The sequence below is a fragment of the Peptococcus niger genome, assembly GCF_900101835.1.
GTDB classification, from domain to species: Bacteria; Bacillota; Peptococcia; order Peptococcales; family Peptococcaceae; genus Peptococcus; species Peptococcus niger.
The window spans coordinates 42,466-66,627 of record NZ_FNAF01000001.1; the positions used below are offsets into that span (position 1 = coordinate 42,466).

The following is a 24,162-nucleotide window of genomic DNA, read 5'->3' on the forward strand; positions in this document are numbered from 1 at the left end:
TTATGGCTTGGCCAGACTTAAATATCAAACTCGGGCAAAGATAAGGCCTTTCTCTTCTGATTAATACACTCCATTAAATTGCGTCTAAAGGTATTAAATAAATTAGTGTTATTAACAAACCAAGTGATATAGGTGTTAAACTTCTTGTCGGATTGCGCCCATTTTTTAGCACTTTGGGTATCACGTGCACTTAAATTGCCAATTTTAGTAAACAGGTTGTATTTAGAAAACTCATTAAGAAATACAGCTTTCTCTTTGTTGTTCTTTTTAAAAAAAGGGCTACTGCCATCAAGATCATTAATCGCCTGGACAATGGATAGCTCTATACACAAGTTTTGATTTACACAGAAAGATGGAATCTGTAGAGTGCTTACAGATTTTTTCGGTATAGCTTTAGAATCCACATCCGGGTCATAAATAACGATACTATTAGAAAATAACTTAGGTCCATTTTTTATTAATGCATTTAAAGATTGATAAGAATTACCTGCCTGATTATCTTTTAGCGCAGTAATATATTCCAAACTCTGATTAATCTCTTTCTTTTTTAGTACTCGCCTTATGAGAGTTTCTGCTTTTTTATCTTCACAAATGATATTCACTTTAGAAAGATTATTTAAGTCTTCAGGCTCCTTTAAAGTAAGCTCCTTATATGCTATGCCATAGGATGGATTGGTTCTTATAATATAGTTATCGTTATCTACAAATGCTGTACTTATCATATTTATTGTTATGCTATCATCTAGCTTAAGCTTTTTTTGCTTGCTTAAAGCATGCTGAATTAAATACAGGGAGTGCGTCGTTGCCACAACCTGTATTTTATTAGCTATGGACCAATTCAACAGAAAGTCAAATAGGTTTTCTTGAGCAATAGGGTGTAAGCCTGCCTCAATCTCGTCAATGCAAAAGATTCCCTCTAAAGCCCCGTCATCGACTTTATTGTCCTGAAATGCCGCCATCTTGCAGAGAATGTATCCTAAACTGTCTTCTCCGGAGGATATTGAATTAAAGTCGTATAGCGCATCTTTAGGACCTATGGTATTCTTACCTGCTGATTTTTTGCTATCTGAAACAGGTGTGATTACTCTAAAAGCTTCTCTTTGCATAATATTCAGATATCCACTAGTAATAAACTCCTCGGTATCTGAAGACATAGTGCTATTTAGGTCTACTTCAGAGGCCTCCGTATTGATTATCGGAAAAAGGCGGAGAAAGTTTGTATACGAGGTATTAAGTAGAAAATTCCCGCGGCCCTTTTTATTATCTTTACCAACGGTTACCCGATGCCGTTGATCCGTTTCTGTAAGGCGTGGGTAAACTCGGATAACTTCTGATATTTTTTCGCCTTTTATCGTTGTTGCGTTTAAGTAGTATCTATACAGAATTTCATCTTTTTCCAAGCTAAGGCGAAATACATCACTCATACTTGTTTTCAGTGGAAGTCCAAAGATATCCTTTGCGTTGTTAGGGCTACTGAAAGGGTGTGCAATTAGCCCTAAAATAGAAGATTTCATTGTTCCATTTTTGCCTGTAATAAGGGTAATGTTTTTCCCTAAGGGGATTTCTCTATTCTTTAACGTTCTGAAGTTCTCAATGAAGATACTATTAATTGCACTGAGCCGCACTTCTTTGTTGCTCTTATAGCCTAGCTCCAATGGATCCAAGTCATAGTTCTTCATTATTTATCCCCCCTGTATTTCTTCGGGGTGTATTTTTCTTTGGCACGTTGTTTATTAATCTCGATGGCAGTGCGGATGCTTTGCATAAGGACTTCGCGGTCCTGTTCGTCGAGGGGTTCGCCGTGGAAGGATATGCCGATGTCCATCTGGTTTTCCAGATCTTTCATAAGGGTGTCGATTTCTTTGATATCTTTGGCGCCCAGCTCATGGTAGGGACGGTGGCGGTCGTTGGTGCGACCTAGAAGGTAATCGAGCGACACATCGTAATGGTCTGCTATTTTCACCTTTAAGCTATCATCCGGCGTGCTTTTTCCGCTCTCGTAAAGTGAAACAGTGGACTTAGCGACACCAAATTTTTTGCCAAATTCTTCTTGCGTAAGACCGTTTTCTTGACGCAAAGACTTAATGCGTTCGCCTAAAGTAGCCATTGCGTCAATCCTCCCTTCAAAAAATGAAATTCTAAATCTATCTTACATATAAGTTTGAGGATAATCAACTTAAAGAGCAAGCAGTTTTAAAAAATTAAATAAAACCATTGACAGTTTAAGAAACGCAAACTATAATAAAAGCATACAAGGAGGTGAAGCTGTTGAATGCTCTCAAAAATGCTAGAAATCAAGCCGGTTTAACGCAGGAAGAGTTAGGTAAGCAGCTAGGCTTGTCAAAAAGCACTTACTGCCTCTTGGAGGCTGGTAAAATCAAGATGACAATTGAACGAGCTGAAGCAATCAGCAAGGTGCTAGGCGTTTCACCTATGATTTTTTTTACTCAGAATGTTTGATTTTTAAAAACATTGGTTTTGAAAAGTCAAACAAAAAGTTCTTTCTTTACCCCAATTATCCCACGAAAGGGGGCGAATGAAATAGACAAGGTGGGCAAAAATGGGCCCGAAATTTATACCGAGGCGGAAGACAGTTTCTCTATTAAGGATGGGAAAGAGGGTTTTACGCTTAAGCTGAATAGCCAAGAGGTGCCTTATATAACTGGCTATAGTCTCAAAAGCAATGGTCCCTGCGGATTTATAGATGTGACACTACAGTTGAGCATTCCATGCAGTGCAATTAATTATGAAGCTCATTTTTAAGTAATTCGAGCGGTGGGAGGTGAGGATAAATGGAAATGGAAATAAGGGTTCATTTGGTTGCTGATATTTGGGAAGATATTGGGCCTATGGTTGAGGGGCTGCGGAAAATAGAAAAAGAGTACAGCTGCAACTGCACTCTTTTGGAGGTTATTCCGCGAGGTGTACGCACAATAAATCTTTCCCATTCACAACTAGGGTGCTTGTCCCAACAAAGCGAAGGGTTGTGTCCGACAGAATCAGATCTTTGAAGTCTGTTATGGTTTTTGCGTTGGGGTTGCCGGTGTTGCCGGTGTAAATTTCTTTAAGGTCTTCGATGATTAATTTGTGGCGGTCACGAAAGTAAATAGTTGCTTTCATAGGTATCACCTCCTTTCAAGGAGAGTATAGCAGAAATCCATACAAAGGGTGGGAGGTGAGGATAAATGATTAGGCATTATCTTACAAAATATAGAGATAAAAAAGATGGTAGAAGATATGCGGAAAGTTGGTTGCAGTTAGATTTATTTGATCATAGTTTTTGTTTCTGGAAAAAGCGAATAGAAATATAAAAGGGAGCTCATAAGGGAGTAGGTGAAGATGGACAAAACAGGCAACAATTATTACCAAAGTTGCCGGCTAAATGCAGGGTTGACGCAAGCTCAGGCGGCGGAAGCAATGGCTATTTCGACCTCTACGCTGGCCAAGATTGAGACGGACGTACGGTTACCGTCTGATGCTCTGGTAGACCGGATGGCGGACACTTACAGGTCGCCGATGCTGGCCTGGTGGCATCTCAAGAACCACTCTATTTTAGGTCATCATCTGCCGGATGTTGTCCCACCGCAGAGCGACTGCGATATGGCCTTACAGTCTATCCTCATGGGGGATGACATTGGCCAGGCAAACGAAGTGGTCAAGTGCTTATTGGCAGATGGCATTATCGCTCCGGACGAGTACGAAGACCTAGTGAAGTATAACGCAATGATTAAGCGGGTGTCCGACCGGGCGACAAGCATTAATGTTTATATCGATGGACTGGAAAAGGAGGGCGTATAAGCTTATATGTAGTGCCGGATGGGACCTGTCAAGAAAAGGTCCGGGTCAAGTTTTTAGCTCTGGCTGAGGTAACGGGGTCTGTAGTAGTTGACGCAGACCTGGTAGACCAACTACCTAATGAATTATCGGAGTTAACTGCTCCAGAGGCCCTTGTGGAAATGGTAGATAAAGAGACAGAGCGTTTGATCAAGATGGACGCCTGGGAATACGGCGATTGTAGGATTTATAAGTGAGGTGGCAAGATGAGCGAAGTACTACAGGAATTGCAGGAAATAAAGGCTTTCCTAGCAGAGTTAGCAGAAGGGCCGAAGCAGTATCCGGACTTCTTAACTTGTGAAGAACTGGCTGAGTATCTTGGTATGGGGATCCAAGCAGCAAGAGAACTTGGCAAGTCTCCGGGCTTTCCGCGGATTCAGTACGGCCGTCGGGTTATGTATCCACGTGACTTGGTCAAGCAGGAGATGGAAAGGCGAAGCCGGGCTGAGTACCGGGAGAGGATGGCTAAATTAAGAATTTAAGGAGGAAAATATGAAGACATTGCCCGTTAGAGTATTAGGACGAATCTTTATGATTACGGCCTATGTCATGTTTTTAGCAGCGTTGGTCCGGGTGGATTTGGGACTTATTAACCATGTTCAAGCCGGGATCCGTGTAACTGCCTGGCTTACACTCACAGTTATAAGTGCGGTGGTATCAGATGCCATCGAACTATAAAAAAACGCCCTTACGAGCTGGCACTCGCAAAGGGCGCAAAGGTAAAACATCCGCTTTTAGTATATCACAAATGTGAGAAAAGGAGTAATCATGAGTGTAAAAATTAATTCTATTCAGCTTGAAAATATAAAACGGGTTAAAGCCGTACAGTTGGAACCGTCTGAAGCAGGATTGACCATTATTGGTGGTAATAATCGCCAAGGGAAAACGAGCGTCTTAGACGCCATTGTGTGGGCGTTGGGAGGTAATCGTTACAAGCCAAGTGAACCGCATAGAGAGGGATCAGTTTTAGATCCCTCTATAAAACTGGTTTTATCAAACGGTTTACGTGTAGAGCGCAGCGGAAAGAATGGTGCTCTAAAAGTCACTGATCCCAATGGCAATAAGGCCGGACAGCAACTTTTAGATGGCTTCATTGCAGAATTGGCTTTAGACTTGCCTAAATTTATGGCTGCCAGCAATAAAGATAAGGCAGAAACCTTGCTGAATATTATAGGGGTTGGGCCGCAGCTGCACACGTTGGACCGTAAAGAGCAGGAGCTTTACAACAAGCGGCACAGTATTGGTCAAATTGCCGATCAGAAGAAAAAATGGGCTGCTGAACAGCCTTACTATGAAGATGCCCCGGAAACCCTTATTTCAGCCGGAGAGCTTATTAAGCAGCAGCAGGAAATTCTTTTGCGCAATCAAAAAAACAAAGAGCTACGGGATGAAAAAGCAGCCCTAGAAAACCAAGTGCAGCGATTACAGCAACAGACTTCCGCTATTGCTCAGCAAATTGCTGATTTACAAGAAAAACACAGGACGCTGCTCATTGAGACAGAAGAAATTTTGATCAAGCTGGATACGGCAACTAAAACAGTTGAAGAGTTGCAGGACGAAAGCACGGCTGAGCTTGAAGCGTCAATTCAGAACGTCGATGCCATTAATATTAAGGTGCGCGCTAATTTAGATAAGGTTCGTGCTGAAGAAGAAGCGGAACAGTATCAAACTCAATACAGTGCCCTGACCGAAGAAATTGAATCGGTACGTAAAGACCGAATGGCTTTATTAGATGGTGCCAATTTACCGCTTTCCGGTTTATCCATTCAAGATGGTGAGTTGACCTATAAGGGATATAAGTGGGATGCCATGAGCGGAGCGGATCAGTTGATTGTAGCAACAGCTATCGTGCGTCAATTAACGCCTGATTGCGGCTTTGTCCTAATGGATAAGCTTGAGCAGATGGACCGCCTTACATTGGAAAAGTTTGGTGAATGGCTTGAGCAAGAAAGCCTGCAAGTTATTGCAACCCGGGTATCTACAGGAGAAGAGTGCACCATCATTATTGAAGACGGCTATATTCTTGAGCAACAAAGACCAGCTGCGCATGCAGGTATGCAACCAGCACAGACGGCTTGGAAAGCAGGTGAATTTTAATGTTTACAATTACAAGCGGTGTTATTAAGCGGGCGCAAAAGGTTGTCATCTATGGTCCGGAAGGCATCGGAAAAACGACGCTGGCCAGCAAATTTCCTAACCCCATCTTTATAGACACAGAGGGCGGTTCGGCTCAACTGGATGTGGCCCGCCTACCTCAACCAACCAGTTGGCAAATGTTACTTCAAGAAGTGGACTATATCAGTGCAAATCCCTTATGTGAAACGCTGGTTATTGATACTGCAGATTGGGCGGAAAAACTTTGTATGCAACAGATTTGCGCCAAACATCAGGTGGATGGCATTGAAGGCATTGGCTACGGAAAAGGATACACCTACCTGGAAGAAGAGTTTGGACGATTTTTAAATCGCTTAAGTGATCTTATTGATCGCGGCATTAACGTTGTGATTACGGCGCACTCATTTATTCGTAAGTTTGAACAGCCAGATGAAATGGGCGCTTATGACCGCTGGGAACTTAAGCTGCAAAAGAAAACAGCGCCACTGTTGAAGGAGTGGGCAGATATGCTCCTCTTTTGCAACTATGAAACGCTTGTGGTCAATGTAGATAATCAAGGAGCCCGTAAAGGTAAAAACAAGGCGCAAGGTGGCAAGCGTGTTATGTATACCAACCATACGCCGACCTGGGATGCTAAAAACAGACATGGATTACCGCCTAAGCTGGATATGGACTATGGCAAAATTGAGCATATCTTTGCTGATACAAGCAGCATTATGCAGGCGGCCCAAGGCGCAGCAAAGACGCCTGAACAAGGTGCATCGCCATCATCTATGGAAGGGCCGGAACCAATCCCCGCACCTGCGCCGGAAGCTTCTGTTACCCCCCCTGCTGATATTGCACAAAACCCTCCTCATCAGTTATCCCCAAAACAAGAGGTTCCGGGGACAGAAATCACAGATTCTGACGTCATTGCTACTGCAGAAGCGTTATTTCCACCGGATTTAGATATTAGACATGAGGGGTTATTGGACCTTATGCTTGCCAACGATGTTAGCGAAAGTGAGATTCGCAAGGTGGTTGGTGCCAAAGGCTATTATCCGGTGGATACGCCAATAAATATGTACGATGACGGATTTATTGAAGCTGTGCTAATACAAGCATGGCCAGCCGTATACCAAATGATTGAAGAGACCAGAAAGGCAGGAAAATAATGAGCTACGATAACAACTTTAACCCCGCTGCAGACCTGGGTCAGGCCTTGGACTGGGAAGGCTATATTGAAAAAGATGATTCTTTTGTTTTGTTACCGGAAGGGATTTACGACTTTAAGGTTTTAAGCCTAGAACGTGGTTACTTTAACGGTAGCGAAAAGATGCCCCCCTGCCCGCGGGCTACAGTTCAAATCCAGGTAACAGATCCTACCAGCAAAACACCCGTAGAACTTAATGAAAGCCTCTTACTTAACACTAAAATGGAGTGGAAACTGTCTCAATTCTTTACGTCCATCGGTCAGAAAAAACCGGGCGAACGGGTTCAAATGAACTGGCAAGCTGTCCCGGGTGCCACCGGGAAGGCTGAAATCCACCAGCGGGAATACACCAATCAAAATGGTGAAAAAAGAACCACAAATGCAGTGAAAAACTTTCTGCCTGCTCTGGAAACCATTCAGCAGCGTCCCATTCAAGGGCAGGCTTACCAACAGCCAACGGTGAAAACGCAGCAAGCAACGGGACCGGTTCAGCAGCAAATGACCAATTACACCCCCGGTAGTTTTTAGAAAGTGTAAGGCTTAGAAGAAAGGAGGATGATCAAGCATGGAATTACGGCCGTATCAAAGAGAGGCCCATGACGCCATCCTGGACAAGTGGGCAAGCGGTGAACAGCGCCTGCTTCTGGTATTGCCGACCGGCACAGGGAAAACCATTGTTTTTTCTAAGGTGGTGGAATCGTGTGTTCGTGCCGGTCATCGTGTGCTTATATTGGCACACCGGGGGGAGCTCCTTAGTCAAGCTGCTGACAAGATAAAGGCATCCACAGGGCTTATGTGCTCTGTGGAGAAGGCTCAGGAATCCAGCTTGGATAGTTTTTACCGAGTTACAGTAGGATCTGTGCAGACCCTCATGAGGGAAAATCGGCTAAAACAATTTGCAGCCGATCACTTTGATACCATTATCATTGACGAGGCGCACCATGCTGTATCAGACAGCTATAAAAGAATACTCGATTATTTTGACCAGGCCCGGGTTTTGGGGGTTACGGCTACCCCAGACCGGGGAGATATGCGTAATCTGGGGACAATATTTGATTCGTTAGCCTATGAGTACAGCCTACCAAAGGCCATAAAAGAGGGCTACCTGGTGCCCATTAAGGCCATGACCATTCCCTTGCAGATTGACCTGTCGGCTGTCCGTCAACAGGCCGGAGACTTTTCTGCCGGAGATGTGGGGACGGCGTTAGACCCTTATTTGGAAGGCATCGCAGAGGAGATGGCCAAGTACTGCATGGATCGAAAAACGGTGGTCTTTTTGCCCCTTATTGCAACCAGCCAAAAGTTTTGCCAGCTGCTAAAGAGTAAGGGCTTTGCCGCTGCAGAGGTTAATGGCGAAAGTGTGGATCGGGCAGATGTTTTGACGGCTTTTGATCGTGGCGACTACAATGTCCTTTGCAATTCGATGCTACTAACTGAGGGCTGGGACTGCCCCAGTGTTGATTGCGTGGTGGTTTTAAGGCCGACTAAGGTGAGAAGCTTATATAGCCAAATGGTAGGCAGGGGAACGCGATTATATCCGGATAAGGATCATTTGCTTCTCCTGGATTTTTTATGGCATACGGAAAATCATGAGCTATGCCACCCGGCCCACCTAATTGCCTCTTCCTCGGAAGTGGCTGAAAAAATGACAGAGAATATTGCTGAAGCTGAGGCGCCTATGGACCTTGAAGCAGCAGAAGAAAGAGCCAGCCAAGATGTTATCGCAGACAGGGAGGCGGCTTTGGCAGAGAAGCTAAAAGAAATGAAAAGACGCAAGCGTAAATTGGTAGATCCGCTTCAGTTTGAAATGTCTATTCAGGCTGAGGACCTGGCCAATTATGTTCCGTCCTTTGGCTGGGAAGGGAAACCACCTACGATGAAGCAACTCCAATCCCTGGAGAAATTCGGCATATTCCCGGACGATGTGGGTAGCGCCGGCAAGGCAAGTGTCTTGCTGGACCGGCTACACGCCCGGCGGGAGGCAGGCTTGGCTACACCTAAGCAGATACGGCTACTGGAAAGTCGTGGTTTTCAGCATGTCGGGACATGGGCGATGGCAGATGCAACCCGCCTTATTGGACAAATTGCCGAATCCGGTTGGAGAGTGCCTGCGGGGATTAACCCGGCTACCTATCAGCCGCAAGAGCAGCGGGTAAAGCAAGCCGTAAACAGCTAAGGGGCAGGCTATGAGAGAGTACAACACAGATCTATTAGAAATATTAGGGCACATAAATCCGTCTTTATTAAACTACCAGGAATGGGTTAGCGTGGGCATGGCCCTTAACCATGAAGGCTACGACGCCCAAGTATGGGAAACCTGGTCCCAAAGAGATGTTGCCCGTTATCATACTGGAGAATGCCAAAGAAAGTGGAAAACATTTCACGGCGGGGGAAGTGATCCGGTAACGGCAGCAACCATTGTCCAATTGGCCAAAGACCAAGGTTGGCATCCTGCACCTATAGATGATGGGCCGATTTTAGCCCTGGATTGGGATGCCTATGTAGGGGATAAGGATGATCTAAAAATAGTAGATACGGCCTGGATCGAGGGTGAGGAGCTTCGGGGACCAAACTCCTGGCACCCAGCTCAAGAGCTTATCCGGTACTTGGAAGCCCTATTCGATTCTACCGAAACAGTGGGCTATGTGACGGACTCTTGGGAAAAAGATGGCCGTTTTATGCCAACCAAGGGGGTGTGGTCACGGACAGCCGGTGAGCTAATTGAGGCACTTTCCAGGTGTAATGATGATCTTGGCGCTGTTTTAGGAGACTATAAGCCACAAGTAGGGGCTTGGATTCGGTTTAACCCGTTGGACGGGAAGGGCTGCAAGAATGAAAATGTGACGGATTATCGCTATGCCTTAGTTGAATCAGACACAATGGACCTTGAAACCCAGAATGCCATTATTAGAAAGCTGGAGCTGCCGGTAGCTTGCCTGGTTTATTCCGGCAAGAAATCTCTACATGCAATCGTCAGGATTGAAGCGGAAAATTATACCGAATATCGTAAACGGGTGAACTACCTATATGAGGTGTGCGAGAAAAACGGTCTAAAGATAGATACACAAAACAGGAACCCTAGCCGGCTGAGCCGGATGCCAGGCGTTATTCGGGGGGAACGAAAGCAATACCTAGTTGATACCAACATCGGGCAAAAATCCTGGAAAGACTGGTATGAATGGATTGAAAGTATTAACGACAATCTACCTGAGCCGGAAAGCTTGGCAGATTTTTATCACAACTTGCCTGAATTGGCTCCACCGCTTATTTCAGGTGTCCTTCGACAAGGCCATAAAATGCTTTTAGCCGGTCCTTCAAAGGCGGGAAAGTCTTTTGCTTTAATCGAACTATGTGTTGCCATTGCTGAAGGCAAAAAATGGCTGGAATGGCAGTGTGCCAGGGGCCGGGTGATGTATGTCAACTTGGAGCTTGACCGAGCTTCTTGTTTGCACCGGTTTCGAGATGTATATGAGGCGATGGGGATTATTCCTAGCCACTTAGAGGCCATAGATATCTGGAACTTGCGGGGGAAATCTGTCCCCATGGACCAGCTGGCGCCAAAGCTTATTAGAAGGGCAAAGAAGAAGGATTATGCAGCCATCATCATTGACCCAATCTATAAGATCATCACCGGAGATGAAAACTCTGCCGATCAAATGGCCCATTTCTGCAATCAGTTTGACAAGGTCTGCACGGAGTTGGGAAGCGCCGTAATTTACTGTCACCATCACAGCAAGGGTTACCAGGGTGGCAAACGGTCTATGGACCGCGCCAGCGGGTCCGGGGTATTTGCCCGGGACCCTGACGCTCTTTTGGACTTAACAGAACTGGACGTTCCGGAGGCAACCATTAAGGCGGTATTTGGTGACCAGGTTCATGCGACGGCTTGGCGGATAGAAGGTACCCTTAGAGAGTTTGAACGTTTCGCTCCGGTGGATTTTTGGTTTACTTACCCAGTCCACCAGATGGACATAACGGGGGTCTTGAAAGAACTTTCGCCGGAAGTGAATGGCGGAAGATCTTCTCACGCCGGCAGGCCCGGGAAGAGTAAAGAGGACAGAAAAAGAGAACGAATGGAAGCACTGGATACGGCTTATGAAGCGCTAAAATTACAAGAAATTATCACGATAAAGGACCTGTCAGGCTACATGGGCGTGTCAGAATCTACGGTAAAACGTCGATTGAAAGAAAGTAGAAAATATTCAATTGAATACAGAAATGGTCATGAGGGACGTATTACAAAGTTGTAGAACAGAACGTATGGACCCAGGTCAATCAGAGCAAAACATGTTTTGACTTTTGACAGTCACATTGAAAATAACTTTGTCTAATATTTAATGAATTCATTTGAATAAAAAATAACTGTTTTTTATGAATTTAAACACGCATTTGAATAGTTTAAGTATACTTTTTTCCGTGTTTGACCTGGGTCAACAAAACGCTACTCTTACCAGAGTAGCCTTGACGGCTCTGTCTCGCGGCCACCGGGGAAAAGAGTCGTGCGTTAGCTTTCGCACGACGACTTTTTCCATCCGGGTGGCAGAGATTTTTTCTGAACAGATAAAAAGTTGATTTTAGCAGTTTAATAAATGAAAGTGGTGAGGGAAGATGTGTGAAGCATGTTTACAGTTTTTTCTGCCGATGCATCCGCCGAGAACGACGCATCAGCAGAAGGAAATTCGCTGCTTAAAAAATAAGCCAATCGTCTATGAGCCAGCAGCACTTAAGAGTGCCAGGTCTAAATTGATGGCGCATCTTGCTGGGCATGTGCCGGCAGAGAAATGGACGGGTCCAATTCGATTACAAGTGAAGTGGTTATTCTCGGGTAATGGACATTATGATGGGGAATGGAAAATAACTAGGCCTGATACGGATAACTTGCAAAAGTTATTAAAGGATTGTATGACGGATCTTGGTTTTTGGGAAGATGATGCATTGGTTGCATCTGAGATTGTGGAAAAGTTTTGGGCTAGGCAGCCTGGGATTTTTATCCGGGTGGAACGGCTGGAGTTGGCTGAAAGGGGGCTTGCTTTATGAGTTGGACTTGTTTTGTGGATGCCAATAGTCCAAAGATGAAAGAGCTTTTTGAGGCGCTAAAACACGAATATGTAAAATGTAATTTTTGGCCTATGTATGTTGATGAGCAGGAGTTAATGCATGTTTTACTGGAAGAACGCAGAGAACTCCAGGAGGCTTATGATGAATGGAAGGCTGCAAAATACGCTTATGAAAGCGACGGCACAGGTACTCCGCTAAAGATAGATAAGGCTACCGATAAACGTAGACGTGAAATGCTTCGTGGCCATACGGTAAAAATTATGCTGGAAGCTATCCAGGTAATTGCTATATTGGACAAGTGGGAGGAACGCATATGAAGCCCAAAGGCACCAGGTGGACGCAGGAGGAAGATGTATACTTGGTCGGTATGCTGGAGCGTGGGGGGCTATCGGTTGAAGAGGTTGCCAGCGATTTAAGGCGGGAGCCATCTACAGTGCATTCAAGGGTGGCCACGCTGAAGAAGTTCTGGCGGTATGGTCACTTGCTGGACCAGTGGGATGCCGAAAGCTGAGGTGACCATGAACGCAAAAGAGTACCTAGGCCAGTATCAGCTGGCGGAAGCAGAAATTGAGGCCTGCTATGAGCAGATCGCCGCCCTGCGTGACGAGGCGACACGGATGAGTGCCGAGTTGTCTGATATGCCAGGTGGCGGCGAGTGTCGTGATCTGGATGATATTGTGGCGGAGATGGTGGACTTGCGGGCAGAGCTTATCGAGCGGATCCGGCGGGCCAATCAGTTGCGCAAGGAGATTTGCGATCTGATCTATAGCCTGGAAGACGAGCGACTGATTAGACTCTTGCACCTGCGCTATGTAGATTGCCTCAAGTGGGAGGATGTGGCGGATAAGCTGGGCTATGAGCAGCGCTATGTCCACAAACTCCACGGCAAAGCTTTGCGGGCGTTGGAAAGAGGACACTAAAAGACACTATGGACCTGTGCTATACTGTATGTGGGTTGAAATGGCAAGACACCTCCTTTCCTCCTTTTTGATAGCGCCCTAATCGGGCGCATTTTTATTGCAGAAATCTATAAAAATTAAATAAATACCTCCAGGAACTGTTTAATAAATCAAATTTAATGATATAATTTGATTTAAGGTGATGAAAATGGAATATTTATTTAAAAAATGGTACAAAACAGAAGAAAAGAGCGGAGTAGAGGATTTATATTTAGAGCGTTTCAATAGTCCAGTGTCAGTTAAAACAGGGCTTACAATTCTCCCGATGAATTCTTCTGAGACTTTCGAACTTTTTTATACGCCAACAAATGACATGATGTTAAAGATTGACGAGATTTTTCAAAATGATACGCTAATGAAGTTTTACGATGAACGGCTACCCGAAGTTGCTAAAAAGAACTTTCTTTTAAGCCTTATTGTTGAGGAGCTGCAAAGCACCAATCAAATTGAAGGGGTTAAAAGCAGCAGGCAAGAAATCGCTAGCAGTGCCAGGCGTGTTATGGAAGGCGTGGCGCCTTCTAAAACAAGGATGGGTAGTATGATCCATTCATACTTAGAACTGTGGTATGGGGAGCTGTCTTTGCCGGATTCAGCGAAGGATGTACGCAAAATATATGACTTTATAACTGACGGAGAAATTTCTGCGTCAAACCTACCTGACGGACAGGTTTTCATCAAAGATGGGTCAGAAATAAGGAACTCGGTTGGTCGGGTTATCCATAAGGGCGTTGGCAGTGAAAAAAGAATCATTGATCATGTCTCGCAACTGCTGAATTTTCTCAATCATGCAGATTTACCTTATTTGGTAAGGCTGGCCATAGGGCATTATTATTTCGGCTACATTCACCCCTTCTATGATGGCAACGGGAGGACCAGCCGGTTTATAACGAGCCTGTACCTTTCCAAAGCTTTTTCGGTTTATACGGCTTACGCATTTTCAAATGGATGTCGGATTATGGAGAAAAGGTATCTAGACCTATTTGCTAATACAAACCGGTTTAACTCCTACGGGGAAATGAATTTTGCAATAGATTCTTTTTTGGACATTTTGCTTGAAGGTCAGGCGTTTGTTAACGAGAATTTGCAGGACAAGGAACGGCTGTTAAACCAAGCTGATGCATGCATTAAAATGGACGAGCGCCTCATGAACAATGAATTGGCGCAAAATATTGTGTTTGTTCTCTGCCAGGCCCTGTTATTTAATGACTCCGGCTTGGAAAGACGAGAACTGGAAGACATTATTAAAGCACCGAAGCAAAAACTACACGAAACTTTAAGCTGGTTAGAGAAAGATGGATATATCTATCGGGTTCAGAAGAGGCCTATCGTATATGTTTTAAACGAAAAATTTTTAGAGAAAGATTGTCAAATGCTCTAAAGACACCCACCCGGGTGTCTTTTTTGATGCGTAAAACTAACAGGCGGTGAGGTGATGACATCTAAATTTAGTCCTAAGCAGAAGCGATTTATCACAGAGTATCCGAAGGATATGAATGCCACGCAGGCGGCGATTAGGGCAGGGTACAGCCCTAAAACGGCCTATTCTCAAGGTCAACGACTGTTGAAGAAAGCTGAAATTAAAAAAGCTATTGAGGATTTGATCCGCAGCATCCGTCGGGACAACATTGCCGATATTGAAGAGGTGCTGGAGTTTTATTCCCTGGCCGTCAGGGGGCAGGTGGATGAAGAAGTAGTGGTTGTGGAAGGTAGGGGAGATGGATTTTCCAAGGCTCGAGTGATACGCAAGCAGATCTCAGCGAAAGACCGGATCAAGGCGGCAGAACAGCTGCAAAAACGGTATGAAGCCGCTGGCATCGACATTGAGGTTGAAGACCTTTCTGACATTGAGGGGGATATCTATAGTGGTTAAGCGGCGCAAGACCATTCCCTTTCAATTTGGCGATAAGCACAAGGCTTATATCCGGGCTTGTAAGGGCAGCACTTATAACATCGCTGAAGGGGCGGTCCGGGCGGGCAAGACAGTGGACAATGTCTTTGCTTTTGCTCATGCCCTTAAGCGGTCAGAAGACAAGCTCCACCTGGCATCCGGATCTACCATGGCTAACGCCAAGCTCAACATAGGGGACGCCAACGGTTTTGGCCTGGAGTACATCTTCCGTGGCCAGTGTCGCTGGGGCAAGTACAAAGACAATGAGGCCCTGCTGATCAAGGGGCCGGATACCCGAGGACAGTTGCGGATTGTGGTCTTTGCCGGAGCCGCCAAGGCAGACAGCTATAAAAAGATTCGGGGTAACTCTTACGGCATGTGGATAGCGACAGAGGTCAACTTGCACCATGAAAGCTTTATCCATGAGGCCTTTAACCGGACGGCTGCTGCAAGTAGGCGGCAGTTTTACTGGGATTTAAACCCGGACCATCCGAAAGCGCCGATTTATACCGATTACATAGACAAGTACCGGGACAAGGCCCTGGCCGGAGAGCTTACCGGCTATAATTACGAGCACTTTACCATTGATGACAACGTGACCATATCAGCGGGGCGCATTGCCGAGATTAAGGCCCAGTATGACCCGGATAGTGTTTGGTACCAGCGGGACATTCTGGGCCGCAGGATGATTGCTGAGGGCCTTATTTATCGGTCCTTTGCAGATAAGCCTGAGCGGTGGCGATTGGCAGCAGAGGAAATGCCTGAATACTTGGAGCGAATTACCATCGGTGTGGACGTTGGCGGCAATAAGTCTAAGCACGCCTTTGTGGCCACCGGCATCGGCATCGGCTTTAAACGCTTGTATGCTCTGGCATCTAGGCAGGTAAGCCCGGATGGGACGCCGGAGGACTTTACGGCGGCCCTAGTAGACTTTTGCCGCTTCGTACAGATCCATTATGGACTGCCGCAGGAAATTCGCTTTGAGTCGGCTGAGCAGGTGCTGAAGCGCGGGGCGGAAAAGGCTATCCTGGATGACAAGACGCTACATACCATCGCTGTTAAAAATAGCGTCAAGCTGCCCATTAACGATCGGATTAAGCTGACAGCAGGGCTTATGGCTCAGGGGCGATTTTACTATACCGATAATTGCCGGTCCCTGGTTGAGGCCTTAACCACCTGTGTGTGGGATAGCAAGTACTTAACGCAAAACGTAAGGTTGGATGACGGCACCAGCGATATTGATACCCTAGACGCTTTTGAATACAGCTTTGAGCGTTATGCCAAGGCTTTACAGATGGCCGGCGAGAGGAGTGATTAAATGCTTTATGACGAGGTAGCCAAGCGCTACCATGCGCCTGCCTTAGAGGATATGGGCGATAACAGCAGCAGGCTGTGGCAGGCCATGTACCGCGACGAATATATCTATTCATCGCCTGAAATCCATCACTTAAGCCTACCGGCTGCTATTGCGACAGAGATTGCCCGTGCGGCGGTCATTGAGTTTAAAAGTGAAATGGCGGATGCCAGCGCAGACCTGGCGAGAGACTACGCTGGTCTGCTGGATGACTTACCCGGGATTACCGAGCAGGCTTGTGCCTTTGGTGGGGTTATGCTTAAACCCTATGCTCTTAGCAATAAGGTGGTCGTTGACTGTGTCGCCCCGGACCTTTTTGTGCCGCTTGGCGTCACCAGTGATGGCAAGATTAACCATGTTATTTTTATAGATCGCGCTGATGCCTTGGATGATAAGGGCCGGCGCGTTTTTTATACCCGGCTTGAAGAGCACGATTACAGCAGTCCGGAGCGGTATGTCATCCGCAATGAAGCCTACCGGTCTGATACCCGCAATAGCCTAGGCGACCCATGTGCGCTTGATTTAGTAGCGGCCTGGTCCGGCATGGCAGAGGAAATAACCCTAACGGGCTTAGACCAGCCGCTGTACGCTTATCTAAAATATCCCCAAGCCAACAACCTGGACCCGACAAGCCCCTTGGGTATGTCCTGCTTCTGTCGGGCTATTGCCCTTATTCAGGATGCCGATGAACAATACAGCCGCATTCTCTGGGAGTATACCGGGTCTGAGTTGGCCATTGATGCAGACATTACCGCCCTTAAGGCGGGCAATAAAATGCCGGTCCATGGAGAGCGGCTTTTTCGGGATCTAGGTCTGGACGCCCAAGATGGCTTTTATAAGGTCTTTAGCCCTGCCATCCGGGACGAATCCTTATTCCGGGGGCTAAACCAAATCCTAAGGCGAATTGAATTCAACTGCGGCCTGTCTTACGGGCTTATCAGTGATGTGACGGATACGGCCAAGACGGCCACCGAGATGAAGATTGCCAAGCAACGCTTTTACACCACGGTGAGCGCCCTGCAGGGGGCCCTCCGAGAGGCGCTGGAAGCAACCGTCTATGGCATGGCCATTCTGCTTGGAGAAAGGCCGCCGGAAGACATCAGCTTTGACTTTGACGATTCCATCCTAACCGATAGCTCTGAAGAACAGCGGATCATGATTGCCGAAGTGGCAGCCGGCCTTCTTCGGCCTGAAGAATACCTCATGCGGCGGTATGGGGTTACAGAAGACCAGGCCAAAGCGATGATGCCCCCGGCCAATCCGGATACCCATATTTGGGATGGGGAAGAATAATGCTTTTCCCGGAAGACATCGGCTATTGGCCGGAGGACTTGCAGGCACTCTTGCTTGACTTAGAAGAAGACATTATCCGGTCAATTGCCGCAAAGCTGGCCACCGAGGAAACGCTTAAAGAAACAGACATCTATCGTTATCTGACCTTGGCCCCCTATGAGGCCGACCTGGAAGCACTCAACCGACGGATAGCCGCCACTTGTCAAAAAACAGCAGACGAAGTGGATACCATCCTGGAAGATGGTGCCAAAGAAAGCTACCGGCATGATGAATGGCTTTATGCCATGGCCGGGCAGCAACTGGTTTCCTATGAAGAAAATCGTCAAGTCCAACGGATTCTATCCGCCGTACAAAAGCGACGCCGTGACGGCATCTTAAACCTTTCCGGCACCATCGGCTTTATTACAGCTGATGGCTTTACCGGTCTTGATGACTACTACCGCAAGCGAGTTAATGATGGCATCTTTGCCACTTTAACAGGGACCTATGACTACCAAACCCAAAACCGGCGGATTATCCATGAGATGGCCGCCAGCGGCGTCCGAGTCTACGACTTTGAATCAGGTGTAACCCGGAGCATTGACGGTCACGTGCGGACCCTCCTGCGGACCGGTCTTTCCCAGATTAGCCATGAGATTACAGCCAGCAACATGGACGAGATGGGCGCCTGCTATGTGGAAGTATCCGCCCATATAGGGGCCCGACCCAGCCACGCCGACTGGCAGGGCGGCGTCTATTACTGGCAAGAAAAAGACAGGCATGGAGATGGCAACCAAGCCGGCCTACCCGACTTTATAGAGGTTACCCAGTACGGCAGTGGCCCCGGCCTGTGTGGTTGGAACTGCCGGCATTCCTTTTTCCCCTTCTTTCCCGGCTTTTCCGAGCGGACCTACAGCAAAAAAGACCTGGAAGAAATTGACCCGCCGGCTTTTGAATACGAGGGCCGAACCTATACCGCCTATGAAGCCAGCCAGCGCCAGCGTCAGCTGGAACGAAATATGTGTAAAACAAAGCGAACCATTATCGGCTACCAAGCCATTGGCGCCCCGGATACCCAAGTCGCTGAACACGTTATTCGCCTGCGCCGGCAGAGGGAAGCCTATAAAGACTTTTCAAGAGCAGCCAAGCTGCGTCCCAAGCTTGAGCGGATTACCACCGGCGGGTATAATAGAAGTGTAAGCAGCAAGGCCGTATGGAGCCACAGGCGGGCGCAGGTGCGGGCAGAGAGCGCATATCATCTTGGGTCACCTGAGGATAGCTTAAATCTGCTGATTAAAGATAACCGTTTAAGGCGTGCTATCCAGGGCGGAGCCTATAACTTGAAGATTCATGAAGGCCGGCAAGGGAAGCACATAAAAGAACATAATAACTATTCAGGTGCAAGCTATCTGCTTGAAGATGTTGATCCCCAGGAGTTGGTTTACAAGTACGCAGGTACAGGCGAACTTAAGAGAAGCAGAGGGGGCGGAGATTGGACAAATAAGGAGTTCATTGAAGCAGATGCATTTGTTGGTGTAGTTGTTGAAAACGGTATTGAGATTACCCGGACCAAACGATTCAGCATACATTATTCAAAGAAAAATGGGACGCACATTGTACCTAGGGAGGAGCTCTAAAGATGGTAACAATTGAGGAAATGAAAAAGGCTGCACGGCATCAGGTTCGCGTTACATTAACGAGCGGAATAATCAGCGAAGGGTTTTGTACTGAATACTTATGGCCTGAACCAGGTGAAGACGAACATCATAATATTACCGTCAATGAAGGCGGTGTACTTTATGAAATTAATGACTATGAAATTGAGAGCATTGAGATCTTGGATTAATTTGACTGTCTTACAAAAAAAATACAATATCCAAACCACCCAAAGGGTGGTTTTTTCATGCTCATTTTTAGGAGGTGATCCACTATCTCCCGCGCAGGGTGACGCGCTGACCAATACGCTTATGTCGTTAAACTGCTTGCGGCATCGTCTTACAGGACGTTAACAAGGAGGTAAACCATGCAAGACAGCACAGAAAAGCAAACAGAAACGCTGGAAACACAGGAAACCGAACAAAAGCAGGAAGAGCAAGCAATCGAACATCAGGAACAGTCGTCAACTGAGCCGGATATGAAGCCGGCTGAAAAAACTTTTACCCAGGCAGAGGTTGATGCCATCGTACAAAAGCGACTGGCCCGGGAAAAGAGTAAAGAAGCAGACCACGAAGACAATGAAACTAAAGAGTCTTTAGCAGCTTTGCAAAAAGACATGCGGGCCATGCAGGCTGAAAATTATGCCCTTAAAAAAGGCATTAGCGAGGACCGGATTGGCTATGTCATTAAGCTGGCCGAAACAGTTGAAGCAGATACTGTGCAGGAGCGGATTGACAAGGTCCTGGAAGACTTCCCTGTACTTACGGTCAAGCCGGAAGAAGATGACGGCATGGCGGCTGTCCGTGCCAGTGTGAGTAAAAGTAAGCCCCAAAAGGCAAAGATGACCCGGGCTGAAATTGCCGCTATTAAAGATCCCGCAGAAAGACGGCGGGCTATCGCAGATAATATTGCTTTGTACACAAATGATTAAGGAGAGATATTATGCCAGCAGAAACAAATTTACAAAGCCGCAGTGATTTTACAGCAGAGCAGGTTTTAAACATTGATTTTGTTGAGCAATTCGGCTTAAAGCTGAACAGTTTGACGGAACTCTTGGGTTTAGAGAGAAAATTGCCCATGACGGCAGGCTCTGTGATTAAAACCTACAAAAGCACGGTAACCTTGGCCGGCGGGGAAGTCGCACCGGGCGAAATTATTCCCTTGTCTAAAGTTGATAAAAAACCGGATAAAAGTTATGAATTGGCGTGGGATAAGCGCCGTAAAGCTGTGCCGGCGGAGCTCATCCAAGACGTTGGCTTTGATGAAGCCGTTCAGCAGACAGACGCTAAGTTTGTCCGCGAAATTCAAAAAGGTGTGCGGGATAAACTTTTAGGCCAACTGAAGAGTGGTACCGGAGGAGTGACCGGGAAGGGCTTGCAGGCAACGATGGCTCAAGCCTGGGGCGGGGTTACCAAGGCCTTTGAAGAAGATGATGTAACTGTCATTGGCTTCGTTTCCACAGATGACATTGCCGATTACCTGGGAACGGCGCAAATCAGCACCCAGACGGCTTTTGGCATGTCCTATATGGAAAACTTCTTGAACTTCAAAGTTGTTTTTGCCCACCCGCTTATCCCCAAAGGCACGCTTTACGCTACCGCGGCGCAAAACTTGGTACTGGCCTATGCCACGATGGCCGGTGCTTTGTCGTCTACTTTCGATTTAACCACAGATAGTACCGGTTTGATCGGGGTTACCCATGATGTGAATAAGCAGCGGTTGACCTGTGAAACCATTGCCATGTACGGCATTGTACTTTTTGCGGAAAACTTAAACGGTGTCATCAAAGGGACCATTAGCGCCATCGGCGTATAAGGAGGGCCTATGCTGATTTATATCACTACAGATTTTGAAGATTTTGAGCGAGGCGTACCGGTGAAAGCTGGTACGCTTTTAGATTACACGGATAAAGACCGGGCCGGAGAAATTATTAGAGCAGGCTTTGCCCATGAAGTTGTTGCAGAAAAGGTAAAGGCGGTTGCTAAGAAAGAAGCGGAAAAATGATTACTTATGAAGCGTACAAAGAGCGGTACCCTGATGTCGGTTTGACCAATGAAGAATTTGTACGTTTTAAACGAGAAGCCCTGGCCGACTTATCTTCAGCCTGTTTCCACCGGTTACCCGCCAGCGATGAAGCTTACTACGACAGGGTTTTAGAAACCCTTTGCGAGCTTATCACCATGCGTAAGCAGGCAGCTGATGAGGCAGAAGCAGCGCCGAAGCTGGCATCTGAAACCATCGGCAACTATTCGGTAAGTTATCGCCAGGTAGTGGCGCAAACGCCTGAGCAGCTCCAGGCAAAAGCAAGGCGAATTATTAAGCTACGCTTGGGCGATACCGGCTTGCTATACAGGGGGGCAATATGATTAGACAGGGGCTTTTCATCCACAACGTGGTGCGCCGGCCATACCGGTCTGATGATTTCATGGGAGACGCATGGGGGCCGGCTCAGGAGATACGGGGCGTCCGCGTTGAACCGGCCGTCCAGGTTCGAGGCAGTGATCGTGGCGTTAACATGGCTTACCTGTCGTACAGGGCCCTGTTATTTGCGCCGCCGGATGCGGCTAAGTGGCAGGAAAAAGACAAGGTCATTTTTAACGGATTGGAAATGACCGTCCAGTCTGTGGCCTATATGTACGGGGCCACTGCTGATGTGCATCATGTGGAGGTGCAACTGATATGATCAGGTTCAATGTAATCATTGATGATGACAACATTGGCAAGGATATTCTTGAGAAGCTCAGTTTAACCGGAGCAGCCCAGCAGGTCTTAGACGAGCAGATAAAGAAGGATTGTGATCCCAAGGTGCCCTTGGATATGGGCGCCTTAAAAGATTCCGTCCACGCCCATTCAAGCCCCGGCCGTATTGTATGGCAAACGCCGTATGCTAAACGCTGGTATTATGAACCGGCTCGTTTTGCAGGAGCTCCTGAACGCGGCAACCACTGGTTTGAGCGGGCTAAGGCTGAACGGTTGCCTGAATGGGTCCAGGTCATTCGGCGGGTGCTTGGCTTATGACATCAGTAGCCTTTTATCAGTTGCTGAACAAAAGCCTGACCAGCTTAAACCTATTTGCTCCCTTGCGGCTGGGTGGAACAGACCTGGGCGAGCGGTCGATCGGGATTATACCCCTGCCCCGGGCACCGGGAAGCAGGTATGCAGATGGGAGTCGGATGGCCAGTCTGGCTTTTGATGTTCAGTGCAAAAGCCCCCAGCAAGCAGAAGCCTTTGCTGCCTGCGAGCGCATTGCCGATTACTTAGAGGGTAAAAGCTTGGCCGAAAACTCAGTGATAGAGGTCTATACGGAGCCTCACTTTGCCTACCGAACAGACCATGAAGTGGTGTATAGCGCTATGTTTTACGCAGAATTTTTGAAAGGATGATAATAAATGGCAAAAAACTTTTTACTCCAACATAATTTTGGCTTTGACATCAATAAAAAAGTGGACGCTACCGATTCTGCTTCTGATTGGTTAAAACTTGGCAGTGGCGTAAAAGACATGGAAATTGACAACAACGAAGAAACCGATGAGTTCTACTACTACGATGGCGGTGGAAACGCTGAATCGGCTGTCACTGGGCAACAGAAAAGTTTTGAGTTTGAGTGCGACCGGGACTATAACGACCCGGCACAAAACTATATTTTCAATACGTTGGCCCACACCATTGGTCCGGAACGTGATGTGGCCATTCGGGTGACCTATCCGGACGGAACCAAGCTTACCGGACCCGGAACCGTGACGGATATTAAAGAGCCGTCCGGTGAAGCAAACAAACGCGGGGAATGCGGATTTACTCTAAAATTTGCCGGTAAACCGACGATCACACCGGGCAAAGCGGTTGGCGTATGAAGTGAGGAGTCTGAAGCATGAAAACGATTGAATTAAAGAAAAGCACCCTGGAATTTGATATCGCCGGAACAACCTATACCATTGACTTAGCCGACGAACAGATTAAAAAATACCTGACCTTTCTTGAAAACTTGACAGCCGATGGCCAATTGTTGGCTGAACGCCAGGACGCGGCGGTTGTAGAAGACAGTCGAGACATGATTATCCAAGCCTTTGATGTATTTTTTGGTGAGGGCTCCGGTAAAAACCTTTATGACACCTGTGGCCGGTCGGCCTATGTGGCCTTAGACGTATTGGCCCAGGTGGTTGATGAATTGACCGCGCACATTGGCGATACAGCGTCTGCCAGGTTTAATAAGTACCTTGGGAAATAGGAATGTTTAAGCTGACAGAGCGACAGACAGGTGTGGCTGTATCTGTTGCTTATCAAGATTTAACCATTACCGTGGATACATCATTTGATACGGTCCTGCGTTGCATGGAAGCAGCGCAGGACCCTTATTTTGGCGCCATTGACCGCCTTGTTTTAACCTATTACCTACTGGTGCCTGAACATGCCAAATATGAGCAACGGTTTGATTTGACGGATATTGCAGCGGTGATTGCCCTGGCCTATCAAGCTATAAATGGCGATGTGGTTAGCGATGAGGAAGCAGAAGAGATTGTTGATTTCACTTACGATGCGGAGCGCATTTATGCATCGTTTATGAAGGACTACGGATTAGACTTGATTAAAGCCCAGGGGAATTTGTCCTGGGCTCATTTTATGGTCTTGTTTAACGGTTTATCTGACGATACGCCAATTATGAAGGCTATTCATTATCGAACCTGTCAAGTTCCAAAGGGCAGCGAATACGCTGAAGAACGCAAGCGCATCATTAAATTAAAGAGGCATTACGAATTGCCATCTCATAAAAAGGCACGGGAAGCGGCAACGGTTGCGGCCCTTTATGATTTGCGCGATCAAGCAAAATAACTGAGAA

General features: G+C 46.9%; 33 protein-coding genes. 30 read left to right on the forward strand and 3 right to left on the reverse strand.

Going from position 1 to position 24,162, the window contains the following annotated elements; genetic code table 11:
* Positions 1-17: 17 nt before the first annotated feature.
* Positions 18-1,679: an AAA family ATPase gene (locus tag BLQ16_RS00250; protein WP_091790752.1), complete on the reverse strand. Its 1,662-nt coding sequence runs from the start codon at positions 1,677-1,679 to the stop codon at positions 18-20.
* Positions 1,679-2,107, reverse strand: a complete 429-nt coding sequence (locus BLQ16_RS00255; protein WP_091790753.1) for a helix-turn-helix domain-containing protein — start codon at positions 2,105-2,107, stop codon at positions 1,679-1,681. Before BLQ16_RS00255 ends, BLQ16_RS00250 begins: the two co-directional genes overlap by 1 nt.
* 161 nt (positions 2,108-2,268) lie before the next feature.
* Between BLQ16_RS00255 and BLQ16_RS00260 the strand changes: the two genes are divergently transcribed.
* Positions 2,269-2,460 carry a helix-turn-helix transcriptional regulator gene (locus BLQ16_RS00260; RefSeq protein WP_159427906.1) on the forward strand — a complete coding sequence of 64 codons (192 nt, stop codon included), beginning with the start codon at positions 2,269-2,271 and terminating at the stop codon, positions 2,458-2,460.
* 450 nt (positions 2,461-2,910) lie between these two features.
* Here BLQ16_RS00260 and BLQ16_RS00270 read toward each other — a convergent pair whose 3' ends face one another.
* Positions 2,911-3,120 (reverse strand): hypothetical protein, encoded by a 210-nt coding sequence (locus BLQ16_RS00270; RefSeq protein ID WP_091790756.1) that lies wholly within the window; start codon positions 3,118-3,120, stop codon positions 2,911-2,913.
* 219 nt (positions 3,121-3,339) lie between these two features.
* On the opposite strand from BLQ16_RS00270, the gene BLQ16_RS00275 reads away from it, so the two are divergent.
* The 29 genes from BLQ16_RS00275 to BLQ16_RS00415 all read left to right on the forward strand — a co-directional run bounded on the left by BLQ16_RS00275 (position 3,340) and on the right by BLQ16_RS00415 (position 24,155).
* Positions 3,340-3,798 carry a helix-turn-helix domain-containing protein gene (locus BLQ16_RS00275; protein WP_091790757.1) on the forward strand — a complete coding sequence of 153 codons (459 nt, stop codon included), beginning with the start codon at positions 3,340-3,342 and terminating at the stop codon, positions 3,796-3,798.
* 11 nt (positions 3,799-3,809) lie between these two features.
* Positions 3,810-4,031 carry a hypothetical protein gene (locus BLQ16_RS00280; RefSeq protein WP_091790758.1) on the forward strand — a complete coding sequence of 74 codons (222 nt, stop codon included), beginning with the start codon at positions 3,810-3,812 and terminating at the stop codon, positions 4,029-4,031.
* A gap of 9 nt (positions 4,032-4,040) precedes the next feature.
* Entirely contained in the window at positions 4,041-4,316 is a 276-nt protein-coding gene (locus tag BLQ16_RS00285; RefSeq protein ID WP_091790759.1) for a MerR family transcriptional regulator, read from the forward strand.
* A gap of 10 nt (positions 4,317-4,326) precedes the next feature.
* Entirely contained in the window at positions 4,327-4,512 is a 186-nt protein-coding gene (locus BLQ16_RS00290) for a hypothetical protein (RefSeq protein ID WP_091790760.1), read from the forward strand.
* A 90-nt stretch (positions 4,513-4,602) separates the two neighbouring features.
* Positions 4,603-5,931, forward strand: coding sequence for an AAA family ATPase (locus BLQ16_RS00295; RefSeq protein WP_091790761.1), 1,329 nt, complete (start codon positions 4,603-4,605; stop codon positions 5,929-5,931).
* Positions 5,931-7,103 (forward strand): ATP-binding protein, encoded by a 1,173-nt coding sequence (locus BLQ16_RS00300; RefSeq protein ID WP_200781847.1) that lies wholly within the window; start codon positions 5,931-5,933, stop codon positions 7,101-7,103. Before BLQ16_RS00295 ends, BLQ16_RS00300 begins: the two co-directional genes overlap by 1 nt.
* Positions 7,103-7,669 (forward strand): hypothetical protein, encoded by a 567-nt coding sequence (locus BLQ16_RS00305; RefSeq protein ID WP_091790763.1) that lies wholly within the window; start codon positions 7,103-7,105, stop codon positions 7,667-7,669. Before BLQ16_RS00300 ends, BLQ16_RS00305 begins: the two co-directional genes overlap by 1 nt.
* Positions 7,670-7,706: 37 nt before the next feature.
* Positions 7,707-9,317 (forward strand): DEAD/DEAH box helicase, encoded by a 1,611-nt coding sequence (locus BLQ16_RS00310; protein ID WP_091790764.1) that lies wholly within the window; start codon positions 7,707-7,709, stop codon positions 9,315-9,317.
* A gap of 10 nt (positions 9,318-9,327) precedes the next feature.
* Positions 9,328-11,391 (forward strand): AAA family ATPase, encoded by a 2,064-nt coding sequence (locus BLQ16_RS00315; protein ID WP_091790765.1) that lies wholly within the window; start codon positions 9,328-9,330, stop codon positions 11,389-11,391.
* A gap of 358 nt (positions 11,392-11,749) precedes the next feature.
* Positions 11,750-12,178, forward strand: coding sequence for a RusA family crossover junction endodeoxyribonuclease (locus BLQ16_RS00320; protein WP_091790766.1), 429 nt, complete (start codon positions 11,750-11,752; stop codon positions 12,176-12,178).
* On the forward strand, positions 12,175-12,516 hold the full coding sequence (locus BLQ16_RS00325) for a hypothetical protein (RefSeq protein WP_091790767.1): 342 nt from the start codon (positions 12,175-12,177) through the stop codon (positions 12,514-12,516). The genes BLQ16_RS00320 and BLQ16_RS00325 overlap by 4 nt, the downstream gene beginning before the upstream one ends.
* On the forward strand, positions 12,513-12,710 hold the full coding sequence (locus tag BLQ16_RS00330) for a hypothetical protein (protein WP_091790768.1): 198 nt from the start codon (positions 12,513-12,515) through the stop codon (positions 12,708-12,710). The genes BLQ16_RS00325 and BLQ16_RS00330 overlap by 4 nt, the downstream gene beginning before the upstream one ends.
* Positions 12,697-13,119, forward strand: a complete 423-nt coding sequence (locus BLQ16_RS00335; protein WP_159427907.1) for a DUF1492 domain-containing protein — start codon at positions 12,697-12,699, stop codon at positions 13,117-13,119. The genes BLQ16_RS00330 and BLQ16_RS00335 overlap by 14 nt, the downstream gene beginning before the upstream one ends.
* Before the next feature lie 187 nt (positions 13,120-13,306).
* A complete protein-coding gene (locus tag BLQ16_RS00340) occupies positions 13,307-14,536 on the forward strand; it encodes a Fic family protein (protein WP_159427908.1) in 1,230 nt (409 codons plus the stop codon).
* A gap of 54 nt (positions 14,537-14,590) precedes the next feature.
* Positions 14,591-15,028, forward strand: a complete 438-nt coding sequence (locus tag BLQ16_RS00345; protein ID WP_091790771.1) for a terminase small subunit — start codon at positions 14,591-14,593, stop codon at positions 15,026-15,028.
* A complete protein-coding gene (locus tag BLQ16_RS00350; protein WP_341443762.1) occupies positions 15,021-16,364 on the forward strand; it encodes a PBSX family phage terminase large subunit in 1,344 nt (447 codons plus the stop codon). Before BLQ16_RS00345 ends, BLQ16_RS00350 begins: the two co-directional genes overlap by 8 nt.
* Positions 16,365-17,693: a phage portal protein gene (locus BLQ16_RS00355; protein WP_091790773.1), complete on the forward strand. Its 1,329-nt coding sequence runs from the start codon at positions 16,365-16,367 to the stop codon at positions 17,691-17,693.
* A complete protein-coding gene (locus BLQ16_RS00360) occupies positions 17,693-19,309 on the forward strand; it encodes a phage minor capsid protein (RefSeq protein ID WP_091790774.1) in 1,617 nt (538 codons plus the stop codon). Before BLQ16_RS00355 ends, BLQ16_RS00360 begins: the two co-directional genes overlap by 1 nt.
* Positions 19,310-19,311: 2 nt before the next feature.
* A complete protein-coding gene (locus tag BLQ16_RS00365; RefSeq protein WP_091790775.1) occupies positions 19,312-19,518 on the forward strand; it encodes a hypothetical protein in 207 nt (68 codons plus the stop codon).
* A gap of 177 nt (positions 19,519-19,695) precedes the next feature.
* Entirely contained in the window at positions 19,696-20,259 is a 564-nt protein-coding gene (locus tag BLQ16_RS00370) for a hypothetical protein (protein WP_091790776.1), read from the forward strand.
* Between the two features lie 11 nt (positions 20,260-20,270).
* The gene (locus tag BLQ16_RS00375; protein ID WP_091790777.1) at positions 20,271-21,143 is read left to right on the forward strand and encodes a hypothetical protein; all 873 of its coding nucleotides are present in this window, start codon (positions 20,271-20,273) and stop codon (positions 21,141-21,143) included.
* Positions 21,144-21,152: 9 nt separating this feature from the next.
* Positions 21,153-21,332, forward strand: coding sequence for a hypothetical protein (locus tag BLQ16_RS00380; RefSeq protein WP_091790778.1), 180 nt, complete (start codon positions 21,153-21,155; stop codon positions 21,330-21,332).
* The gene (locus BLQ16_RS00385) at positions 21,329-21,694 is read left to right on the forward strand and encodes a head-tail connector protein (RefSeq protein ID WP_091790779.1); all 366 of its coding nucleotides are present in this window, start codon (positions 21,329-21,331) and stop codon (positions 21,692-21,694) included. Before BLQ16_RS00380 ends, BLQ16_RS00385 begins: the two co-directional genes overlap by 4 nt.
* Positions 21,691-22,011, forward strand: a complete 321-nt coding sequence (locus BLQ16_RS00390) for a putative minor capsid protein (protein ID WP_091790780.1) — start codon at positions 21,691-21,693, stop codon at positions 22,009-22,011. The genes BLQ16_RS00385 and BLQ16_RS00390 overlap by 4 nt, the downstream gene beginning before the upstream one ends.
* Entirely contained in the window at positions 22,008-22,346 is a 339-nt protein-coding gene (locus BLQ16_RS00395; protein WP_091790781.1) for a minor capsid protein, read from the forward strand. The genes BLQ16_RS00390 and BLQ16_RS00395 overlap by 4 nt, the downstream gene beginning before the upstream one ends.
* Positions 22,343-22,711, forward strand: a complete 369-nt coding sequence (locus tag BLQ16_RS00400; RefSeq protein ID WP_159427910.1) for a hypothetical protein — start codon at positions 22,343-22,345, stop codon at positions 22,709-22,711. The genes BLQ16_RS00395 and BLQ16_RS00400 overlap by 4 nt, the downstream gene beginning before the upstream one ends.
* Positions 22,712-22,717: 6 nt before the next feature.
* On the forward strand, positions 22,718-23,179 hold the full coding sequence (locus BLQ16_RS00405) for a phage tail tube protein (RefSeq protein ID WP_091790783.1): 462 nt from the start codon (positions 22,718-22,720) through the stop codon (positions 23,177-23,179).
* Positions 23,180-23,196: 17 nt separating this feature from the next.
* On the forward strand, positions 23,197-23,553 hold the full coding sequence (locus BLQ16_RS00410; protein WP_091790784.1) for a hypothetical protein: 357 nt from the start codon (positions 23,197-23,199) through the stop codon (positions 23,551-23,553).
* Between the two features lie 2 nt (positions 23,554-23,555).
* Positions 23,556-24,155 (forward strand): Gp15 family bacteriophage protein, encoded by a 600-nt coding sequence (locus BLQ16_RS00415; protein ID WP_091790785.1) that lies wholly within the window; start codon positions 23,556-23,558, stop codon positions 24,153-24,155.
* The last annotated feature ends 7 nt before the right edge of the window (positions 24,156-24,162 follow it).